The organism is Accumulibacter sp. (assembly GCF_036625275.1).
Classification (GTDB): Bacteria; Pseudomonadota; Gammaproteobacteria; order Burkholderiales; family Rhodocyclaceae; genus Accumulibacter.
In genome coordinates this window covers 1-19,065 of record NZ_JAZKUD010000078.1, presented here as the reverse complement: position 1 = coordinate 19,065, position 19,065 = coordinate 1, and the positions used below count along the sequence as shown (strand labels likewise).

At 63.8% G+C, this 19,065-nt stretch carries 19 protein-coding genes; 7 read left to right on the top strand and 12 right to left on the bottom strand.

Going from position 1 to position 19,065, the window contains the following annotated elements; genetic code table 11:
* Nucleotides 1–425: 425 nt before the first annotated feature.
* The 11 genes from V5B39_RS17800 to V5B39_RS17750 all read right to left on the bottom strand — a co-directional run bounded on the left by V5B39_RS17800 (nt 426) and on the right by V5B39_RS17750 (nt 10,170).
* Nucleotides 426–1,595 (bottom strand): vWA domain-containing protein, encoded by a 1,170-nt coding sequence (locus V5B39_RS17800; protein ID WP_332344207.1) that lies wholly within the window; start codon nt 1,593–1,595, stop codon nt 426–428.
* A 24-nt stretch (nt 1,596–1,619) separates the two neighbouring features.
* Nucleotides 1,620–2,462: an AAA family ATPase gene (locus V5B39_RS17795; protein WP_332344206.1), complete on the bottom strand. Its 843-nt coding sequence runs from the start codon at nt 2,460–2,462 to the stop codon at nt 1,620–1,622.
* Between the two features lie 70 nt (nt 2,463–2,532).
* Complete coding sequence (locus V5B39_RS17790; RefSeq protein ID WP_332344205.1) at nt 2,533–2,961, bottom strand: DUF1841 family protein; 429 nt, start codon at nt 2,959–2,961, stop codon at nt 2,533–2,535.
* Nucleotides 2,962–3,003: 42 nt separating this feature from the next.
* Nucleotides 3,004–3,660: an endonuclease III gene (gene nth, locus V5B39_RS17785; protein WP_332344204.1), complete on the bottom strand. Its 657-nt coding sequence runs from the start codon at nt 3,658–3,660 to the stop codon at nt 3,004–3,006.
* 12 nt (nt 3,661–3,672) lie between these two features.
* On the bottom strand, nt 3,673–4,356 hold the full coding sequence (locus tag V5B39_RS17780) for an electron transport complex subunit E (RefSeq protein ID WP_332344203.1): 684 nt from the start codon (nt 4,354–4,356) through the stop codon (nt 3,673–3,675).
* A 2-nt stretch (nt 4,357–4,358) separates the two neighbouring features.
* Nucleotides 4,359–5,018, bottom strand: coding sequence for an electron transport complex subunit RsxG (gene rsxG / locus V5B39_RS17775; RefSeq protein WP_332344202.1), 660 nt, complete (start codon nt 5,016–5,018; stop codon nt 4,359–4,361).
* Nucleotides 5,015–6,037, bottom strand: a complete 1,023-nt coding sequence (locus V5B39_RS17770; RefSeq protein ID WP_332344201.1) for an RnfABCDGE type electron transport complex subunit D — start codon at nt 6,035–6,037, stop codon at nt 5,015–5,017. Before V5B39_RS17770 ends, rsxG begins: the two co-directional genes overlap by 4 nt.
* Nucleotides 6,034–7,779 (bottom strand): electron transport complex subunit RsxC, encoded by a 1,746-nt coding sequence (gene rsxC / locus V5B39_RS17765; protein ID WP_332344200.1) that lies wholly within the window; start codon nt 7,777–7,779, stop codon nt 6,034–6,036. The genes V5B39_RS17770 and rsxC overlap by 4 nt, the downstream gene beginning before the upstream one ends.
* 10 nt (nt 7,780–7,789) lie before the next feature.
* Entirely contained in the window at nt 7,790–8,332 is a 543-nt protein-coding gene (rsxB, locus tag V5B39_RS17760; protein ID WP_332344199.1) for an electron transport complex subunit RsxB, read from the bottom strand.
* Entirely contained in the window at nt 8,329–8,913 is a 585-nt protein-coding gene (gene rsxA / locus V5B39_RS17755; RefSeq protein WP_332344198.1) for an electron transport complex subunit RsxA, read from the bottom strand. The genes rsxB and rsxA overlap by 4 nt, the downstream gene beginning before the upstream one ends.
* A 219-nt stretch (nt 8,914–9,132) precedes the next feature.
* Entirely contained in the window at nt 9,133–10,170 is a 1,038-nt protein-coding gene (locus V5B39_RS17750) for a quinone-dependent dihydroorotate dehydrogenase (protein WP_332344197.1), read from the bottom strand.
* A gap of 360 nt (nt 10,171–10,530) precedes the next feature.
* On the opposite strand from V5B39_RS17750, the gene V5B39_RS17745 reads away from it, so the two are divergent.
* From V5B39_RS17745 to V5B39_RS17720, 6 genes are all read left to right on the top strand, one after another.
* A complete protein-coding gene (locus V5B39_RS17745; protein WP_332344196.1) occupies nt 10,531–10,701 on the top strand; it encodes a hypothetical protein in 171 nt (56 codons plus the stop codon).
* A 52-nt stretch (nt 10,702–10,753) separates the two neighbouring features.
* A complete protein-coding gene (parC, locus tag V5B39_RS17740) occupies nt 10,754–13,123 on the top strand; it encodes a DNA topoisomerase IV subunit A (RefSeq protein WP_332344195.1) in 2,370 nt (789 codons plus the stop codon).
* Between the two features lie 77 nt (nt 13,124–13,200).
* The gene (locus tag V5B39_RS17735; RefSeq protein WP_332344208.1) at nt 13,201–13,608 is read left to right on the top strand and encodes a CreA family protein; all 408 of its coding nucleotides are present in this window, start codon (nt 13,201–13,203) and stop codon (nt 13,606–13,608) included.
* A 128-nt stretch (nt 13,609–13,736) separates the two neighbouring features.
* The gene (gene gshA / locus V5B39_RS17730) at nt 13,737–15,047 is read left to right on the top strand and encodes a glutamate--cysteine ligase (protein WP_332344194.1); all 1,311 of its coding nucleotides are present in this window, start codon (nt 13,737–13,739) and stop codon (nt 15,045–15,047) included.
* Entirely contained in the window at nt 15,038–15,991 is a 954-nt protein-coding gene (gene gshB / locus V5B39_RS17725) for a glutathione synthase (RefSeq protein ID WP_332344193.1), read from the top strand. The genes gshA and gshB overlap by 10 nt, the downstream gene beginning before the upstream one ends.
* Nucleotides 15,978–17,024, top strand: coding sequence for an FAD:protein FMN transferase (locus V5B39_RS17720; protein ID WP_332344192.1), 1,047 nt, complete (start codon nt 15,978–15,980; stop codon nt 17,022–17,024). The genes gshB and V5B39_RS17720 overlap by 14 nt, the downstream gene beginning before the upstream one ends.
* 882 nt (nt 17,025–17,906) lie before the next feature.
* On the opposite strand, the gene V5B39_RS17710 is transcribed toward V5B39_RS17720, so the two are convergent.
* Nucleotides 17,907–18,449, bottom strand: a complete 543-nt coding sequence (locus V5B39_RS17710; protein WP_332344191.1) for a LysR substrate-binding domain-containing protein — start codon at nt 18,447–18,449, stop codon at nt 17,907–17,909.
* An 80-nt stretch (nt 18,450–18,529) separates the two neighbouring features.
* On the opposite strand from V5B39_RS17710, the gene V5B39_RS17705 reads away from it, so the two are divergent.
* Nucleotides 18,530–19,065, top strand: a 536-nt coding sequence (locus tag V5B39_RS17705) for a DUF6444 domain-containing protein (protein WP_332344190.1), incomplete at its 3' end; no start/stop codon positions are given.

Sequence of the window (19,065 nt, the reverse complement as noted above, 5' to 3'; positions counted from 1 at the left end):
GTCGCCGATCGGCGCCGTGACACTCAACCCGGAGCGTGACGAAATCGTCTCCGCGGCCACCGCTAGCGCAGAAAGTATGCGTTTGGCAACATGAACTCAGGCGACAACTACCTTGACATTCACCGACACACATGGGGTCTTGAAATCACGCATGCGTGATTTCAAGACCCCAGCAGTGCGTTTCCGGGTGCCAATCCACAGACTTCCCCGGCGGCGGCAATACCGCTGGAAGCCCGGCCAGATCTGGAAATCGGGCTGCGGCGCAGGTGCAAGAAGATCGGACACCTGGGGTCTGCGCGCTCGTGGCTCTGCGGTCAACCGCTGCTGCAGGCGGAGTCGTACGTCGAATTCCCGGTGCACTGGCGCGCATGTGCTCCTTCAGGAGTCCAGCGTTCTGCGAGGAGCCGGGTTGCGACCTGGCCCGACTACTTGCTCAACAACCTCATCCCGCGCTCCAACCCATCGAGCGTCAGCGGAAACATCCGTCCGCCCATCAGGTTATAGATCAGCGAGGTCGATTGCCGGTATGGCCACGACTGTTCCGCCTCGGGGTTGAGCCAGATCGCGTGCGGCCAGGTGTCGGTCAGCCGGCGCAACCAGGTCGCGCCGGGTTCGGCGTTGTTGTATTCGATGCAGCCGTTGGGCTGTACGAGTTCGTAAGGACTCATCGACGCGTCGCCGACGAAGATCAGCTTGTAGTCGTTGCCGTATTTGTGCAGCACGTCGTGGGTAGCGATGCGCTCGCTGTGGCGACGGCGATTATCCTTCCACAGACGGTCATAGACGCAATTGTGGAAATAGTAGTGTTCGAGGTGCTTGAACTCGCTGCGGCAGGCCGAGAAGAGTTCTTCGCAGACCCGGATGTGGTCGTCCATCGAGCCGCCGATGTCGAGGAACAACAGCACCTTGACGGCGTTGTGACGTTCCGGGCGCATGTGCAGGTCGAGCCAGCCGGCGTTGCGCGCGGTGCCGGTGATCGTGCCTTCGAGGTCAAGCTCGTCGGGAGCGCCCTGGCGGGCGAAACGGCGCAGGCGGCGCAGCGCGACCTTGATGTTGCGCGTGCCGATTTCGATGCGATCGTCGAGGTTGCGGTATTCGCGCTTCTCCCAGACTTTGACCGCCGAGCGGTTCTCGCTCCTGCCGCCGACGCGGATCCCCTCGGGATGCGTACCGCCGTGTCCAAACGGCGAGCTGCCGCCGCTGCCAATCCACTTGTTGCCACCCGAATGCCGCTCCTTCTGCTCGGCAAGGCGCTGTTTGAAGGTTTCCATCAGCTTGTCCCAGCCGAGCTTTTCGAGTCTGGCGCGTTCGGCGTCGGTCAGATGCTGCTTGACCGCCTGCCGCAGCCACTCTTCGGGAATCAGTACGTCCATCCCCGGCAGTGCCTCGACTCCCCTGAAGTACTCGCCGAAGGCTCGGTCGAACTTGTCGAAATGGGTCTCGTCCTTGACCAGGGCCGCACGTGACAGCACATAGAAGTCGTCGAGGCTATGTTCGATGACATGCTGCTGGAGCGCTTCGAGCAGGGTCAGAAATTCCTTGATCGAGACCGGCAGGCGGCTCGCCTTGAGGTGCAGGAAGAAGTCGATCAGCATCGTCGCCGCCCGATTTGCCTTGCCTCAGCGGTTCTGACGCGCCATGAAAATCAGGCGTTCGAAGAGATGCACGTCCTGTTCGTTCTTCAGCAGCGCACCGTGCAGTGGCGGGATCGCGGACTTCTGATCCTTGCTGCGCAGGACTTCCGGCGGAATGTCCTCGGCCAGCAGCAGCTTGAGCCAGTCGAGCAGTTCCGAGGTCGAGGGCTTTTTCTTCAAGCCGGGAATTTCACGCAACTCGAAGAACACTTCCAGCGCTTCGCGCAGCAGCGTCGGCTTCAGGCCAGGGAAGTGCACGTTGACGATCCTGGTCATCGTCTCCTTGTCAGGAAAGCGGATGTAATGGAAGAAGCAGCGGCGCAGGAAAGCGTCGGGCAGTTCCTTCTCGTTGTTTGACGTGATGAACAGTACCGGCCGGTGGCGCGCGCGCACCTGCTGACGGGTTTCATAGACGAAGAACTCCATGCGGTCGAGTTCGCGCAACAGATCGTTGGGGAATTCGATGTCGGCCTTGTCGATTTCGTCGATCAGGACCACCGACGGCGTTTCGCATTCAAACGCCTGCCAGAGCACGCCCTTGACGATATAACTCCCGATGTTGGCAACCTTCGCCTCGCCGAGCTGCGAGTCGCGCAAGCGGGACACCGCATCGTATTCGTAAAGCCCCTGCTGCGCCTTGGTCGTCGATTTGACGTGCCACTCGAACAGTGGCAAGCCCAGGGACGCGGCAACCTCTTCGGCAAGCATGGTCTTGCCGGTCCCCGGCTCGCCCTTGATCAGCAGCGGCCGTTGCAGGGTGATCGCGGCGTTGACCGCCAGGGTCAGGTCGTGGGTGGCGACGTAGGTATCGGAGCCGGAAAAGCGCATGGGAGTGATCCTCTCTGTGACGGTCTGATTTTACCCACAAATATCCCGGCAAGGGTCAGGTTGTAGCGCTTCAGCGGCCCGCCGTCTGCCGCAAGCAGTCCAGGTAGGCCACCGCATCGATGGCCCCACCCTGCCGTTGCGCGCGCCAGAGCGCTTCGCCAAGGCATTCCAGGATCGCGTGTTCGGCGGCATGCACGTCGAGGCGGGTGCGCAATGCCTGATAGGCGGCACGAATTCCCGCTGGCTGGTCGATGCTGATCTGCTCGGCAACGGCGAGGTGCAGCGAGAGGTGGAGAAAGGGGTTCATCTGCCCGCTCTCGGGCGTGAACTCCTGCTCCAGCGCCAGCGCCGGGTTCTCGAGCAGGGCGTGGTATTCGGGGTGATGCCGGATCAGGTCGGCCGCCGTGACCTCGGCGCCTTCGAGAATCGCGCGTTCGCGATATTTTCGCCAGGCTTCGCAGAAAAACTGGCGGACCTGTTCACGGCTGGGATTGAACATGGCCTCTCCAGGCTGCACGGGGAATCGGAGCAGTGACGGTGTTCATCGGGGCGGCGGCCCGGGCGGAGCACCGGTCTTCTCCGGGTAGGCACAGAGATCGGCAATACTGCAGTGCCAGCAATCGGGCTTGCGCGCCTTGCAGACGTAGCGCCCGTGCAGGATCAGCCAGTGATGGGCGGCATGCAGGAATTCCTCCGGTACCGCCTGCAGCAGTTCGCGTTCGACGGCCAGGGGGGTCTTGCCGGGGGCCAGCCCGGTGCGATTGGCGACCCGAAAGATGTGCGTATCGACAGCGATCGTGGCTTCGCCGAAAGCGGTGTTGAGGACCACGTTGGCGGTCTTGCGACCGACCCCCGGCAGTGCCTCGAGGGCTGTGCGCGAGTGCGGGACTTCGCCGCCGTGTTGTTCAAGCAACTGCCGGCAGGTGGCGAGAATGTTCCTGGTCTTGCCCTGGTAAAGACCGATGCGGTTGAGGTAGGGAGTCAGCCCGCTTTCGCCGAGTGCCAGTATCGCCTGTGGCGTCGGCGCATCGGCAAAGAGCTGCCGGGTGGCGAGATTGACGCTCTTGTCGGTGGCCTGTGCCGACAGGATGACGGCAATCAGCAACTGGAAGGTGCTGGCGTAGGCAAGTTCGGTGGTCGGTTCCGGGTTGGCAGAGCGCAGGCGGGCGAAGAGTTCCTGGCGCTGAATACGGTCCATCGTCGCCGACTCTCAGACGCCATCGCCCAGTGCCAGCGGCGGCGAACTCGGCCGGCGCGCCGCGGCGCGGGCCTCGACCCAGTTTTTCCAGGCAATCAGACAACCGAGCAGGATGAAGGCGCCAGGCGGCAGCAACGCCAGCAGGAAACCAGGATAGTCGGCCGGTAGCAACTGCAGGGGCTGCAGCCCCGGAAAAACCATGTCGATCCCGGCCAGCAGCGTGCCACCGCCGATCAGCTCGCGCAGTCCGCCGAGCAGGGCCAATGTCCACAACATGCCCAACCCCATGCAAACGCCGTCGAATGCTGCATGCAGCGGCGGGTTCTTGTTGGCAAAGGCTTCGACACGCGCCAGCACGATGCAGTTGGTGACGATCAGCGGAATGAAGATGCCAAGAACCAGGTACAACTCATGCAGTTGGGCATTGAACAGCAGATCGACCACGGTCACCAGCGCGGCGACGATCAGAATGAAGACCGGGATGCGAATTTCGTGCGGGATCAGGTTTCGCAGCGATGCGACAGCGACGTTGGCGATGGCCATGACGAGGATCGTCGCCAGCGACAGCATCACGCCGTTGACCAGATTGGTGGTCACGGCGAGCAGCGGACAGAGGCCCAGGATCTGCACCAGGCTGGTATTCTGGTGCCAGAGGCCGTTGGCAGCGATCTGACGGAATTCCTCGCGACTGATCATTTTCATCCTCCTGTGACAAAGAGTTGCCGGCGATTCTCGGCAACGTAGTGTAAAGCCTTGTGCACCGCCTTGATCAGCGCGCGCGGCGTGACCGTTGCCCCGACCACCGAGTCGAAACGTCCGCCGTCCTTTTTGACCCGCCACTCGCGGTCGACAACCGTCGCCAGCGAGAGGCCGTCGAACTGCCGGATCCACGGATGCTCCTTGTTCCGGTCCTTCCTTGGGTCGATGTAATCGCCCAGGCCCGGTGTCTCCTTGTGTTGTGTGACGCGAACGCCGAGCAGCGTGCCGTCGGCGGCGACGGCGATCAACAGGCGGATCTTTCCGGAATAGCCATCGGGAGCGACCGCTTCAAAGACCAGCGCGCTGGCCTGACCGGCCCGACGTGCCAGGTAAGCCGTCGACGCCTCGTCGGCACCCAGGGCGGGGTTGGGCGGCAGTTGTAAACGGTCGCTCAGCAAGTCGTTATCGTAGAGCTCGCGCGGCAGCACTTCGCCGATCAGCTTCATTTTTTCCTCTGCGGCGGCGGCCTCGATCGCCGGCCGGGTCCACAGAAAAACGGCCGCCAGCAGGCCGGTGAACACCACCACGAAGATCAGCAGGATGACCGCCGTACGCATCGCCATCCGGGTCGCACTGGGTGTCCTGGGCAGCAGCTTCATCGCTCGTTCTTCATGCCGAAGATCGGTGGCTGGGTGTACCTGTCGATCAGCGGTACGCAGAGGTTCATCAGCAGCACGGCGAAGGCGATGCCGTCGGGATAGCCGCCGAAAACGCGGATGAGGTAGGCCAGCACACCGGCGGCAAAACCGAAGATCAGTTTGCCCCGGCGGGTCGTCGACCCGGAAACCGGATCGGTGACGATGAAGAAGGCACCGATCATCGTGCCGCCGGAGAACAGGTGGAAGAGCGGATTGGCGAACTGTTGCGGGCTCCAGACCCAGAGCGCAGCGGCCAGCAAGGACAGGCTGCCGAGGAAACCGAGCGGTGCTTGCCAGCCGATGATCTTCTTCTGCCACAGCCACAGACCGCCGACAAGATAGCCGACAGAGATCCATTCCCAGCCACGCCCGGCGAAGTTTCCGAAGACATCCTGCGTCGCCAGAAGCGTCGGCACGTCGACCGCGCCCTCGCCGAGTTTCAGAGCCGTCTTGAGCGCGTCGAGCGGAGTCGCTCCACTCATCACGTCGATGCGCGGGGTGAGACCGGCCATCAGATCGATCTGCTCGGCCAGGGTCAGTTTGAGGCCGAGAGCCGGCCATTGCGACATCAGGGCCGGAAACGAAACGATGCACACCGCGAAGGCGGTCATCGCCGGATTGAAAGGATTCTGACCGAGTCCGCCGTAGAGGTGCTTGGCGACAACGATCGCGAACAGCGTGCCGCCGACGATCAGCCACCACGGTGCCAGCGGCGGGAAGGCCAGGGCAATCAGCCAGGCGGAGACGACCGCACTGCCATCGCTCAGGAACAGGCCCTGCGGCTTGCCGCGCAGCCAGAGCATCAGCGCTTCTCCGGCCAGCGCAGCGACCGTGGCAAGCAACAACTGCAGGACGATGCTCGCGCCGAGTAGCCAGATGTAAGCGGCAATGCCCGGCAACAGGCCGACCAGCACTTGCAGCATCACCCGCCGCACGCTGCCCTGCCCGAGCAGGTAAGGGGGCGTCGAGAACGTCATCATTCGGCTGCCTGCGGCGGTCGGGTCACTTCGTCCGGCGGCGGCTCTGCCTGCAGGTTGGCGCGGCGAGCCTCGATGGCGGCGATTTCGCGCTGCTGCTGGGGGGTGAGTTGTTCGGTATTTCTGGGTTGTACGGCAGCGCGCTGGGCGCGGGCACGTTCCATCGCCGCGACGATGGTCGCCTTCTTCAGCGCATCGGCATCGACCGGAGGGGAGGCGATGGCCAGCTCGGTGGCAACGGCGCTGGCAACGCCCGCTTCCGCGACCGCGACCGTTGGACTCGCCGCGGCGCTGGCCGGCTTGCGTTCGCTGCTCCTGGCAGCGGCGGCCCTGGCCAGGCGTTCGGCCTTCTCGGCCTGTTCCCGCTCGGCACGTGCATTGCGCAGTTCGAAGCGGGCCTTGGCGGCTTCGGCGGCCTGTTTTTCGCGCTCGCGCGACCAGATTTCACTCTTGGCAAAACGAAAGTATTGCACCAGCGGAATGTGCGACGGGCAAACATAGCTGCAGCAGCCACATTCGATACAGTCGAAGAGATGATATTCCTGCGTCTTGCCGAAGTTCCTGGCGCGCGCGAACCAGTACAACTCGAATGGTTGCAATTCGTGCGGACAGACTTCGGCACAGGCACCGCAACGGATGCACGGCATCTCGGGCGGACGTGTCGGAAACAGGGTCGGCGAACCGGCGATGACACAGTTGGTGGCCTTGATCACCGGTGCAGCGAGGTCGGGGATCTCGAAGCCCATCATCGGCCCTCCCATCAGGTAACTGCGGGTGTCGGCTTTCGGCTGGCCGAGCGCAACCAGGTCGCTTAGCGGCGTCCCGAGCCGCACTTCCCAGTTGCGTGGCTGCAGGACGTTGCCGGTCAGGGTGACGATGCGCGAGATCACCGGTTCGCCGTGGGCCAGTGCCCGATACGCGGTATAGGCAGTGGCGACGTTGAAGCACTGTACGCCGAGTTCGGTCGAGCGCTTGCTGGCCGGAACTTCCTTGCCGGTCAGCACGCGGATCAACTGCTTGGCACCGCCGGCCGGGTAGCGTGTGGGAACGGCGACCACCTCATGATCCTCGCCCAGCCGCTGCACCGCTGCCTGCATTGCCGCGACGGCTTCCGGCTTGTTGTCCTCGATGCCGATCAGCACTCGCCTGGCCGCCAGCAACTCGCGAAAGATCGCGCTTCCGCGCACGATATCCTCGGCGCGCTCGCGCATCAGCAGGTCGTCGCAAGTCATGAAGGGCTCGCACTCGGCCCCGTTGATGACCAGTTGTTCGACGGCGACCGAGCTGGCCGCGGTGAGCTTGGCGTGGCTCGGAAAGACGGCGCCCCCGAGGCCGACGACACCGGCATCGCGCAGCGCTTCGCGGACGCGCTCGGGCGCCAGGCTCCGGTAATCGAGCGGCGTACGTGCGATCCATTCGTCACGACCATCCGGCGCGATGACCACGGTCAGCGTCGGCAGACCCGAAGGGTGCGCAGCCACATGGTGCTCGATCGCCAGAACGATGCCGGAAGTCGGTGCATGCACGGCCGCCGACATCCAGCCGTCGGCACCCCCGATCAATTGCCCTTTCAGTACCTGCTCGCCGACTTCGACGAGCGGGTTCGGCGAGCCGCCGATGCTCTGGTGCAAGGGCACGTACAGGCGCGCCGGCAACGGTGCCTGGCCGATCGGTTGCTGCACCGACGGGGCCTTGTTGGTCTGCGGTTTGACACCGCCCTTGAAAGCGAACAGGTGTTGGAGCATTGCCGGCAACTCAGGCAGCGCGCTTGATTTCGATCACCGGGTATTTCCACTTCCAGTTATCGAGATTCTCGGTGATCGGCTGCATGTGGATGCACTCGACCGGGCAGGGTTTGATGCACAACTCGCAACCGGTGCACAGCGGTTCGATGATGGTGTGCATCTGTTTGGCGGCGCCGACGATGGCGTCCACCGGGCAGGCCTGGATACACAGGGTACAGCCGATACAGGTCGTCTCGTCGATGATCGCCACCTGTTTCGGCTTCTCCTCGACTTCCAGCGGCTTGACTTCACGGCCGAGCAGGTCGGCGAGCTTGCGCACACCGTCCATGCCGCCCGGCGGGCACAGGTTGATGTCGGCCTCACCGGCTGAAATCGCCGCCGCGTAAGGTTTGCACCCCGGATAACCGCATTGGCCGCACTGCGTCTGTGGCAGGATCGCCTCGATTTTCTCGACCAGCGGATCACCCTCCACCTTGAACTTGATCGACGCGTAGCCAAGCGCGGCACCGAGCACGATGGCACCGAGCGCCATGATCACCAGCGTGCTGATCATTGATACTTGTCCAGTCCGGCAAAGCCCATGAACGCCAGGCTCATCAGGCCGGCGGTCACCATGGCAATCGCTGTGCCCCGAAAATGGGTCGGCACGTCGGCCCCTTCGACGCGTTCGCGGATACCCGCAAAGAGCACCAGAACCAGAGAGAAACCGATAGCGCAGCCGGCACCAAAAAGCAGGGACTCGACAAAATCATGCTTGTTGGCGATATTCAGCAAGGGTACGCCGAGTACCGCACAGTTGGTCGTGATCAGCGGCAGGTAAATGCCGAGCACCTGGTGCAGCAAGGGGCTGGTCTTCTGGATCACCATCTCGGTGAGCTGCACGATGGCGGCGATGGTGAAGATGAAGGAGAGGGTCCGCAAATATTCGAGCCCGAACGGCATCAACAGGTAGTGATCGATGACGTAGCTGGCACCGGTCGCCACGGTGAGCACGAAAGTGGTCGCCGCGCCCATGCCGAACGCCGTCTCCAGCTTCTTGGAAACCCCTGTGAACGGGCACAGCCCGAGGATCTTCACCAGCACGACGTTGTTCACGAGGACGGCGCCGACAATGATGAACAGGTAGTGGCTCATGTTTCGCTTACCCTGAAAGTCGCGCTGACGGCTGACGAATCTCCCCTTCGCCGGCGTGCCGGAGAGGGGCGGGAGTGGTGGAAACGGTGAGGGCTTTCATGATCAGGGGTGTCCGGGTAGCCACGACCGTTGGGCAGGAGACGACCGGGTCCGGGGCGCCGCGATTATCCCCCGGCCAGTATGTGCATTCAACCACGTTGCCAACCACGCCATGTACCGTCAAACACGGCGCTGCCCGGCGATCGCCGCAGCGGCCTCGCCGACCAGCCCCGGACCGCGGTAGATGAAGCCCGTATAGAACTGTACCAGGCTGGCACCGGCAGTGACCTTCTCGACCGCGTCGGCACCACACAGGATGCCGCCAACACCGATGATCGGCACTTCACCGGCCAGGGCGAGCGACAGTTTTTTCACCACCGCGGTGGACATCGCCCGCAGCGGCGCACCGGAAAGGCCGCCTGCCTGTTCAGCATTCGCCAGGCCGGCGACAGCGGCTCGCGAGAGCGTGGTGTTGGTGGCGATGACACCTTCCATCCGGTGCCGGCGCAACAGGTCGGCAATCGCCTGGATCTGCGAATCTTCGAGGTCCGGAGCAATTTTCAGGGTCAGCGGCACATACCGGCCATGGCGGTCGGCGAGCCGCGACTGGGCGCCTTTCAGCCGACCGAGCAGCGCGTCGAGCGCAGTGTCCTGCTGCAATTCGCGCAGATTCCTGGTATTCGGACTCGAAATATTGACCGTCACATAACTGGCGGCGCCATAGACGCGCTCAAGACAGGTCAGGTAATCGTCGGCGGCGTTCTCGATCGGGGTATCGAAGTTCTTGCCGATATTGATTCCGAGAATTCCGCCGGCAGCAGCGAAGCGGGAACGGGCGACATTGGCCAGCAGCTTCTCGACGCCATCGTTGTTGAAGCCCATGCGGTTGATGATCGCCTGCCGCTCCGGAATACGGAACAGGCGTGGCTTCGGGTTGCCGGGCTGCGCCCGCGGAGTGACGGTACCGATCTCGATGAATCCGAAACCGAGGGCGGCCAGAGCGTCGATATGCTCGCCGTTCTTGTCGAGTCCCGCCGCCAGGCCGACCGGGTTGGGAAAAGCAAGCCCCATCACCTGCCGCGGGTCCGGCGGCACCGCCGCAGCAAGCAGACAGCGCGCGCCCGTGACGTTGAGGAAATCGACACCGCTCATCCCGACAAGGTGTGCGGTTTCAGGGTCGAGAGCGAAGAAAAAACGACGTAACAAAGGATAGAACATGCCGACATTTTACCGCATCGCAGCATGCCGCGCGTGCTCGGGAATGTCGGGAGTGTAGAGACTTGTCCCTCGCCGACTTCCGGTTGGTCTTGCGCTTGACCGCGGGAGGGGGCTTCCCGTGTTGCGTCTGAAGTGTTGGGAGGCACCGATAGGTCCCTCCCCCCGCGAGGGGGCGAACGTAGTACACAGTGTCAGAGCCCGAAACACTTGCGGAGATGGCGTTGGATCACCTATTCTTCCCCGGCCAGGGTAGGAAGCACGGGCTGCGAAAGATCCAGGCGTCCGACAGCGACGGGTGCCAGGCGGCGATCGAACGCCTGTAACTGCAGAGGGAATCCAGCCGGAGGAGGTGTCGATTTCATGTTGCCATGGACCCGGGGAAACGAATCCCGAGCCGCTCCGGGAGACGACGAGGTCGCCTGGCACGCCCCCCTGATACGCCTGCGCAAGCCCGGTACCGAGACCGCCAGGCCGGGGATGAGCCTGCGGATGGCCAAAGAGCGATCCGGCGGATCGGCACGTGGATCGTGAATGGAAGAAAACGGCGCCCTGATCGGCGCAGAAATTTGAGGGTGATCTGCCAGTGAGGAAAAATTCGACGCCAGACCTGTTTGGCGACCTGCTCGACGTGCCGGCGGCACCGCCAGGCGTACCGCCGCCGTCGGCGGTCCTGCCGCCTGGCGAAGACGACGACAGCATCCTGCTGCATGATTCGGCGGCGCGCGATTACCTGGAGTATGCGATCGCGGTGGTCAAGGGGCGCGCCCTGCCGGATGTCAAGGACGGGCTGAAACCGGTGCAGCGCCGCGTCCTCTTCGCGATGCGCGAACTCGGATTGTCGGCAACCGCCAAACCAGTCAAGTCGGCGCGCGTCGTCGGCGACGTGATCGGCAAGTATCACCCGCATGGCGACACCTCGGCGTACGACGCGATGGTGCGGGTAGCGCAGCCGTTCATGCTGCGCTACCCGCTGGTCGACGGCCAGGGCAATTTCGGATCGCGTGACGGCGACAACGCCGCGGCGATGCGCTACACCGAAGCGCGCCTGACGCCGATTGCCGAACTGCTGCTCGGCGAGCTCGGCGAAGGCACCGTCGATTTTCAGCCGAACTACGACGGCTCCTTCGATGAACCGGCATTCCTGCCGGCCAGGCTGCCTTTCCTGCTGCTCAACGGCGCTTCGGGAATCGCCGTTGGCATGGCCACCGAAATGCCTTCGCACAATCTGCGCGAAGTTGCCGCGGCGGTGATCCACAAAATCGAGCACCCGGCCGCCGGCGTCAGCGAACTGATGGCGCACCTTCCCGGCCCCGACTATCCCGGCGGTGGCCAGATCATCTCGTCGGCGAGCGACATCGCCGCCGCCTACAGCAGTGGCCGCGGCAGCCTGCGCGTGCGTGCGCGCTACGAGATCGAAGAAATGGCGCGAGGTGCCTGGCAGGTGGTTTTCAAGGAGTTGCCTCCGGGCGTTTCTTCGGCCAGGGTGCTCTCCGAGGTCGGGGCCCTGCTCAATCCGCAGCCGAAACCGGGCAAGAAGGTGATCGAACAGGCGGCGGCACAGCTCAAGGCGCTGATGACCTCGCAACTCGATCGCGCGCGCGACGAGTCGGGCAAGGACGACGACGTGCGTCTGGTCTTCGAGCCGAGCAGTTCGCGCATCGACCGCAACGAGTTCGTGGCGTTGCTGCTGGCGCATACCAGTCTCGAAACCTCGGCGCCGATCAACCTGGTGGCGGTCGGCATCGACGGCCGACCGTGCCAGAAATCGCTCGCCGACCTGATCGGCGAGTGGTGCAACTTCCGCATCCAGACCGTGCATCGGCGTACCGGGTTCCGCCTGCAGAAGGCCGACGACCGCATCCACATTCTCGAAGGCCGGCACATCGTCTTCCTCAACATCGACGAAGTGATCCGCATCATTCGTGAATCCGACGATCCGAAAAAGGCGTTGATCGCGCGCTTCACGCTCTCGGACCGGCAGGCCGAAGACATCCTGGAAATCCGCCTGCGTCAGTTGGCCCGACTCGAGGGAATCCGCATCGAGCAGGAACTCGCGAAGCTGCGCAGTGAACGCGAAGGCCTGGCCAAACTGCTCGGCAGCGACACGCTGCTACGCCGGCAGGTGATTCGCGAAATCCGGGCCGATGCCGAGAAGCATGGCGACGCCCGCCGGACAATTCTCCTCGCGGCGGCCACCGCTTCGCGCTCGGAGGTCGCAGCCGTCACCGACGAACCGGTGACCGTGATCATCTCCGAGAAGGGCTGGGCGCGTGTCCGGCAGGGGCACCACCTCGACCTCTCGGGCGTCGCTTTCAAGGACGGCGATCGCGCCGGTTCGGCACAGGAATGCCGGTCGGTGGACTCGCTGGTGATCCTGTCGACCGAAGGGCGCGCTTTCACCCTGGCGGTCGCCAGTCTTCCCGACGGTCGCGGCATGGGCGCGCCGCTGTCGTCGTTCGTCGAACTCGGTACCGGGAAGATCGCGCATGTGCTCACCGGACTGCCGGGCGACGAACTGCTCATCGCCAAGACTTCGGGCTACGGCTTCGTCTGCACCTACGCCGACCTGTTGTCGCGTCAGAAGGCCGGCAAATCCTTTCTGAGTGTCGAAGAGGGCGCGACCATCCTGCCGCCGGTGAGGCTGGCCGGCAAGGATCATCTGGCGGCCTTGTCCGAAGATGGCCGCCTGCTGGTTTTCCCGCTCGAACAGATGAAGCGCCTGTCGGCCGGCAAGGGCGTGCAGATCATCGGCCTGCACGACAACGAATCCTTGCGCGCGGTCGTCGCTACCCAGGGCGACCGGGTGACGATCAAGGGAATGTTCCGGAACCGCATCAAGACCCTGCTTTCGGAAGACCGGCATCTCGGTCAGCGTGCGCGGCGCGGCTCGCCGGTGGGGCAACTCGGCCAGGTGATGCTGGCCGCGTATCCGGAACGAGGAGAGGGAAATTGATCAATCGCAACCAACATGGGACGCCGTGTCTGCAGGCCTTGGTCTGGGGCCTGCTGGCCTTCTGGAGCGCACCGGCGATGGCCGAGCAGGTCGCTTGTGTGACCACCGAATGGAAGCTGATTGGCGCCAATCACCGGGTCTGCGTCGAGAGTTTTCCCGATCCGAAGGTACCGGGCGTGACCTGCCATGTCAGCCAGGCGAGAACCGGCGGCATCAGCGGGTCGTTCGGCCTCGCGCAGGATCCTTCGCAGTTCTCGCTGGCGTGCCGGCAGACCGGGCCGATTACGCTGCCTGCGAAGCTGCCGAAAGAGGCCACGGTGTTTGCCGAAGACACTTCGATTCTGTTCAAGGAGACCCGTGTCGTCAGGATGTGGGACGAAGCCCACAAGACCCTGGTCTACCTCGCGATCAGTCGCAAGCTGATCGACGGCGCGCCGGCGAACAGCATCTCGACAGTGCCGGTGATGCCCTGGGGGGAACGCTGACGGTGCGTCCGGATCGCCTGCAAAAGGCCTTGCCGCTGTAAGATCTCAGGTCGATCTGCCGTAACGCAGGTGTTTCCACCGAGCATTCCGCTGCGCCGACCGGCGCTGACGGAAAGGAGAGAAAACCCATGGTTCCACGTCTCATGACTGCCTTCAGCGGGCCCCTGCTGGAGATCGAGCGGCGTTTCCTCGACGCCATGCCGGAGATCGAGCGCTGGTTGCGCGGGCAGTGGCAGGAGCACACGCCGCCTTTTTATGGCTCGGTCGACCTGCGCAACGCAGGTTTCAAGCTGGCGCCGGTGGACATGAACCTGTTTCCCGGGGGCTTCAACAACCTCGACGCCACCTTCCTGCCGCTCTGCGTGCAGGCGGCGATGGCGGCGATCGACCGGATCTGCCCCGACGCCAGAAGACTGCTGCTGATTCCCGAGAAGCACACGCGCAACCTCTTTTATTTGCAGAACGTCGCACAGCTCGCGGCGATCCTGCGCCTGACCGGCCTCGACGTGCGCCTCGGCTCGTGGTCGCCGGAGATCGACAGGCCGACGCCGGTGGCACTTCCCGACGGCAGCTCGCTGCTCCTCGAACCGCTGCTGCGCAGTCGCTCCCGGCTGGGCCTCGAAGGCTTCGACCCCTGTGCCATCCTGCTCAACAACGATCTCTCGGCGGGTATCCCGCCGATTCTGCAGAACCTCGACGGACAGTTCGTTCTGCCGCCGCTGCATGCGGGTTGGGCCTTGCGCCGCAAGTCGAACCACTTTGCAGCCTACGATGAGGTGGCGGAAAACTTCTCCAGGCTGGTCGGGATCGATCCGTGGCGGATCAACCCCTACTTTTCGGTCTGCAGCAGCGTCAATTTTCATGAGCGACAGGGCGAGGACTGCCTGGCTGCCAATGTCGATGCCGTGCTCGGTCTGATCCGCGAAAAATACCAGCAATACGGGATCGAAGAAACGCCTTACGTGGTCGTCAAGGCCGATGCCGGTACCTATGGCATGGGGGTGATGACGGTCAAGGATGCAGCCCAGGTGACCGGCCTCAACCGCAGGCAGCGCAACAAGATGTCGGTGATCAAGGAAGGCCTGGCGGTGTCGCAGGTGATCATCCAGGAAGGGGTGCATTCCTATGAGCGGGTCGGCAGCGGCAACGACGAAGGCGTCGCCGAACCGGTGGTGTACATGATCGACCGCTTTGTCGTGGGCGGCTTCTACCGTGTCCATAGCGGGCGTGGCAAGGATGAGAATCTCAACGCGCCAGGCATGCACTTCGAACCGCTGGCCTTCGAGACCAGTTGCTCGTTACCCGACCATTGCCAGAATCCCGATGCAGCACCGAACCGCTTTTACGTCTACGGCGTGGTTGCCCGCCTGGCGCAGCTCGCGGCTGCGCTCGAACTGGAACGTACGGCACCGATAGAGGAGCAAGTGGCATGCGCATAGCATTCATCGTCGACCCCCTGCGGTCGCTGAAGGCCTACAAGGATACCAGTATCGCAATGATGCGCGCTGCCCAGGCGGCGGGGCACGCGGTGTGGACGATCCAGCAGGAGGCGATTCACTGGTCGCCGCTACACGGCGTCTGCGCTACCGCGGTGCATCTGGAAATGCTCGCCGACGATCATGACTGGTTCGTCGAGGTCGACCGTCACGTCGTCGCCTTGCGTGATTTCCGTGCCGTCGTGATGCGCAAGGACCCACCTTTCGATATGGAATACGTGACCACCACCTGGTTGCTCGAAGGTGCCGAAGCCGAGGGCGCGCGCGTTTTCAACCGGCCGCGCGCCCTGCGCGACCATTCCGAGAAGTTGTCGATCGCCGAGTTCGCGCACTTTTCGGCCCCGACGCTGGTGGCGCGCGACGCGGCGGTAATCCATTCGTTCATCGACTACGAACACGACACGATTCTCAAACCGCTCGACGGCATGGGTGGAACCCAGATTTTCCGCGTCCGTGATGACGACCCGAACCGCAATGTGATCGTCGAAACGCTGACCCGTGACGGAGCGCGCACGATCATGGCGCAACGCTATATTCCGGAAATCGTCGAAGGCGACAAGCGCATCCTGATCGTTGGCGGTCAAGTGGTTCCCTATTGCCTGGCGCGCATCCCCAAGGCCGGCGAAACCCGCGGCAACCTGGCCGCCGGCGGCACCGGCGTGGCCCGCGAACTGAGCGCCCGCGACTGGGAAATCGCCAGCACGCTGGCGCCGGTGCTGGCTGCTCGCGGCCTGCTGCTGGTCGGTCTCGATGTGATCGGCGACTGGCTGACGGAGATCAACGTCACCAGCCCGACCTGCATGGTCGAAATCGCCGAGCAGACCGGATTCGACGCCGCCGCCATGTTCATTGCTGCACTCGATCGCCAGTGCCTTGCCTCCCCCTAGCCTCCTGCTCTGCTGGCTCGCACTGCTTTTCGCCAGCGTCCTGACGGCCTGCGAGCGGGCGCCCTTGCATCGTCAGGAAGCCTTCGTTTTCGGGACCCGCGTCGAAGTGCTGATCGCCGGTCTCGACGAAACGGCTGCGCGTCCGGCCGCGGCAGCCGTGCTGCGCGAGTTCGATCGCCTGCACCGCACCTACCATGCCTGGAAGCCTTCCGAACTGAGCGCGCTGAACACGGCCATCGCGGCCGGCAGGCGGCAGCCGGTGACGCCGGAAATGGCCGGACTGATTGCCGAAGCACAGCGCCTGACACACCTTGGCGAACGGCTTTTCGATCCGGGAATCGGCCGTCTGATCGGCCTTTGGGGTTTCCAGTCCGACGAATTGCCGGCCGCGCTGCCCGATCCGCTGGCCCTGGCTGCCTGGCAGGCGGCCCGGCCGAGCATCCTCGACCTGCGGATCGAAGGTGCTTACGCCAGCAGCGACAAGCGCGAAGTGGCCCTCGATTTTGGCGGCTACCTCAAGGGGTTTGCGCTCGACCGCGCAGTGGCGATTCTGCAGGCGCAGGGGGTGCACCATGCATTGATCAACATCGGCGGTAATGTCATGGCGCTGGGAAGCAAGAATGGGCAGCGCTGGCGCGTCGGCATCCAGCATCCGCGCCAGCCCGGGCCGCTGGCGACGATCGAACTGACGAACGGTGAAGCAATCGGTACCTCGGGCGACTATCAGCGCTTCTTCGAGCTTGACGGTCACCGTTACTGTCATCTGCTCGACCCGCGCAGCGCGCAACCGGCGTCGCATACGCAATCGCTGAGTGTCCTGATCTCGCCGCGCGCGGCGGCTGGAACGCTCAGCGACGTTGCTTCCAAGCCGCTATTCATCGCCGGTAGCGACTGGCCGCGTCTGGCGCGTGCCTTGCAGATCGAGCAGGTGCTGCGGGTCGACGCACAAGGCCTGGTACAGGTCAGCAGGGCCCTGCACGGTCGGCTCGAGTACGTCGGTGGTCAGCCACGGCAGCTTGAGGTCATCCCTTGAGGCGTTCGAGGGCGCATGCAAAGGTGGGTCGAAGTGCCTTGTTCGATGGCGAAGTGTTGACCGTGGTGATCATCCCTTCCCCTCATGGGGGCGAAGGCGGGGTTTCGCGGAGCACTGCTCCGCGCCACCGCAACCGGCCCGCAATGCAGCGTGGGCCATGGCAGGGTCGAGCGTCAGCGGAAACATCCGCCCCCATCAGCTTGTAGATCAGCGAGATCGATTGCCGGTATGGCCACGACTGTTCCGCCTCGGGGTTGAGCCAGATCGCGTGCGGCCAGATGTCGGTCAGCCGGCGCAACCAGGTCGCACCGGGTTCGGCGTTGTGGTATTCCTGAGGCTGTCCGCGCCCGACTGACCAGCGCAAGCATCGATCAACTGGAAACCTGGGCGATCAAGGTGCTTGACGCCGAATCGTTGGATGAAGTCTTCGATCAGCGAGCGTAGACGATGGCCCGGATGGAATGAGAGGGAAGCAGGAGTAGACGCCCGGACGGCGAAAGACCTTTCCGCCTCGCCTGCTGGTCGGAACGGAAGACCTCGCGCAGGGTCCTGAGGACGAAGGCGACTTTGTCGGCAAAGGCGTTGGCAACCTCGACGCATTTGCGCTGCGCCTGCGGGAGGCAGGAAGCGACCTGGTTACTATGGAAGTCGTGAGCGACTCTCGAATCTCCCCTCCCCCCTCGTGGGGGAGGGGTCGGGGGAGAGGGAAACGGTCATGACTTTCATCATCGGGGGTATCTTGCAAAGTCATGACCGTTTGGAGGATCGCCCGGGGCGATCCGCACGGGCGCCCGGTGGCCGTGCTTTGGTGCCCGCCTCCTGAAGTTCAGGAGGCACCTCGTGGTCTCGTTATGGTCGAGCACCGTGCCCTCGCCCGCCTGCTCAGCGAGTTCGGCAAAGGCCGGAGTGAGGCGTGCCGCCGCTTGCAGCACGACTGCCCGCGGGGTCGCCGCCGGCAACGGAAAGGCCCGCGCCTTTGTTTGACCGCCGTGCGCCGGCCGGATTGCAAAAAACGAACAGGGCGGCGCTGAAGGGGTGAAGGGGTCTTCGGCCAGTCACTGACGCACGCGCCGGGCGAGGCCGTCGATGCCGCAGCGACAGTCGGCCAGCTCGGCGGCGACCCGGACGCGCAGGCGCGGGACGGCGGCATCGGGAGGCTTCTCGATCAGTCAATACGGGCCTACCACGCGACCAGACCGCCGCAGCGATTTCATGCGGCGTTGCCGAAAGGACCCCTTCGACAGATTCCGCAACCACCCCGACTTCAACTTCTCCCCGGACAACGGCCATCACGATCTCGGGACTCGTATGTTCTTCCAGCGTGATGCTGACCTGCGGGTAACAACGCAGGAAAGCCGAGAGGCTGTCGGGAAGAAAGGTATGGGTTGCATGCGTATTGGCCCACAGGCTGACATGTGTCAACACCGATTGAAAACTGACACAGTTTTTCCTTTGTCACCGGTAACTACTCAGGTGCATGGCATGCCTCGTGCTATTGACTGTGCATGGACGAACTTCCAGATCTTGATCGCCTGAGTGTTGCCGAAAAAGACGGCTTGATCCGGGAACTGTGGCCGTTGCGTGCGCTGGTGCGCGATCTGGTGGCACAGGTGACGGCGCTTCAGGCGAAGGGGGTGGATCTGGAAGCGCGGCTGGCGCAAAACAGCCGGAATTCGAGCAAGCCACCGTCCTCGGATGGTTTGAGCAAGCCGAAGCCGAAGTCGCTGAGGAAGCCGGGAGGCAAGCCCACAGGCGGGCAGAAAGGGCACCGTGGGTACACGCTGGAGAAAGTTGCCGAAGTGGATCGGGTGGTGACGCATGCGCCGTTGGCGCGCTGTGACGCGTGCCAGACGCCGCTTGGGGAACTGGCCGTGGTGGAAGCACGTCAGGTATTCGATCTTCCGCCCCTGCGCTTCGAGGTTGCCGAGCATCAGGTTCTTGCCGGTCAGTGTGCCGCTTGCGGCAAGATTTGCCGCGGCGCGTTTCCCGAAGGCATTTCTGCGCCGGTGCAGTACGGACCCGCGGCACTGGCCGCCGCGGT

Excerpts from the sequence above, each read along its gene's own strand:
- V5B39_RS17800 (WP_332344207.1), bottom strand. The coding sequence starts at position 1,595 with ATGCTGATCGACTTCTTCCTGCACCTCAAGGCGAGCCGCCTGCCGGTC.
- V5B39_RS17795 (WP_332344206.1), bottom strand. The coding sequence starts at position 2,462 with ATGCGCTTTTCCGGCTCCGATACCTACGTCGCCACCCACGACCTGACC.
- V5B39_RS17790 (WP_332344205.1), bottom strand. The coding sequence starts at position 2,961 with ATGTTCAATCCCAGCCGTGAACAGGTCCGCCAGTTTTTCTGCGAAGCC.
- nth (WP_332344204.1), bottom strand. The coding sequence starts at position 3,660 with ATGGACCGTATTCAGCGCCAGGAACTCTTCGCCCGCCTGCGCTCTGCC.
- V5B39_RS17780 (WP_332344203.1), bottom strand. The coding sequence starts at position 4,356 with ATGATCAGTCGCGAGGAATTCCGTCAGATCGCTGCCAACGGCCTCTGG.
- rsxG (WP_332344202.1), bottom strand. The coding sequence starts at position 5,018 with ATGAAGCTGCTGCCCAGGACACCCAGTGCGACCCGGATGGCGATGCGT.
- V5B39_RS17770 (WP_332344201.1), bottom strand. The coding sequence starts at position 6,037 with ATGATGACGTTCTCGACGCCCCCTTACCTGCTCGGGCAGGGCAGCGTG.
- rsxC (WP_332344200.1), bottom strand. The coding sequence starts at position 7,779 with ATGCTCCAACACCTGTTCGCTTTCAAGGGCGGTGTCAAACCGCAGACC.
- rsxB (WP_332344199.1), bottom strand. The coding sequence starts at position 8,332 with ATGATCAGCACGCTGGTGATCATGGCGCTCGGTGCCATCGTGCTCGGT.
- rsxA (WP_332344198.1), bottom strand. The coding sequence starts at position 8,913 with ATGAGCCACTACCTGTTCATCATTGTCGGCGCCGTCCTCGTGAACAAC.
- V5B39_RS17750 (WP_332344197.1), bottom strand. The coding sequence starts at position 10,170 with ATGTTCTATCCTTTGTTACGTCGTTTTTTCTTCGCTCTCGACCCTGAA.
- V5B39_RS17745 (WP_332344196.1), top strand. The coding sequence starts at position 10,531 with ATGTTGCCATGGACCCGGGGAAACGAATCCCGAGCCGCTCCGGGAGAC.
- V5B39_RS17735 (WP_332344208.1), top strand. The coding sequence starts at position 13,201 with ATGGCCGAGCAGGTCGCTTGTGTGACCACCGAATGGAAGCTGATTGGC.
- gshA (WP_332344194.1), top strand. The coding sequence starts at position 13,737 with ATGGTTCCACGTCTCATGACTGCCTTCAGCGGGCCCCTGCTGGAGATC.
- gshB (WP_332344193.1), top strand. The coding sequence starts at position 15,038 with ATGCGCATAGCATTCATCGTCGACCCCCTGCGGTCGCTGAAGGCCTAC.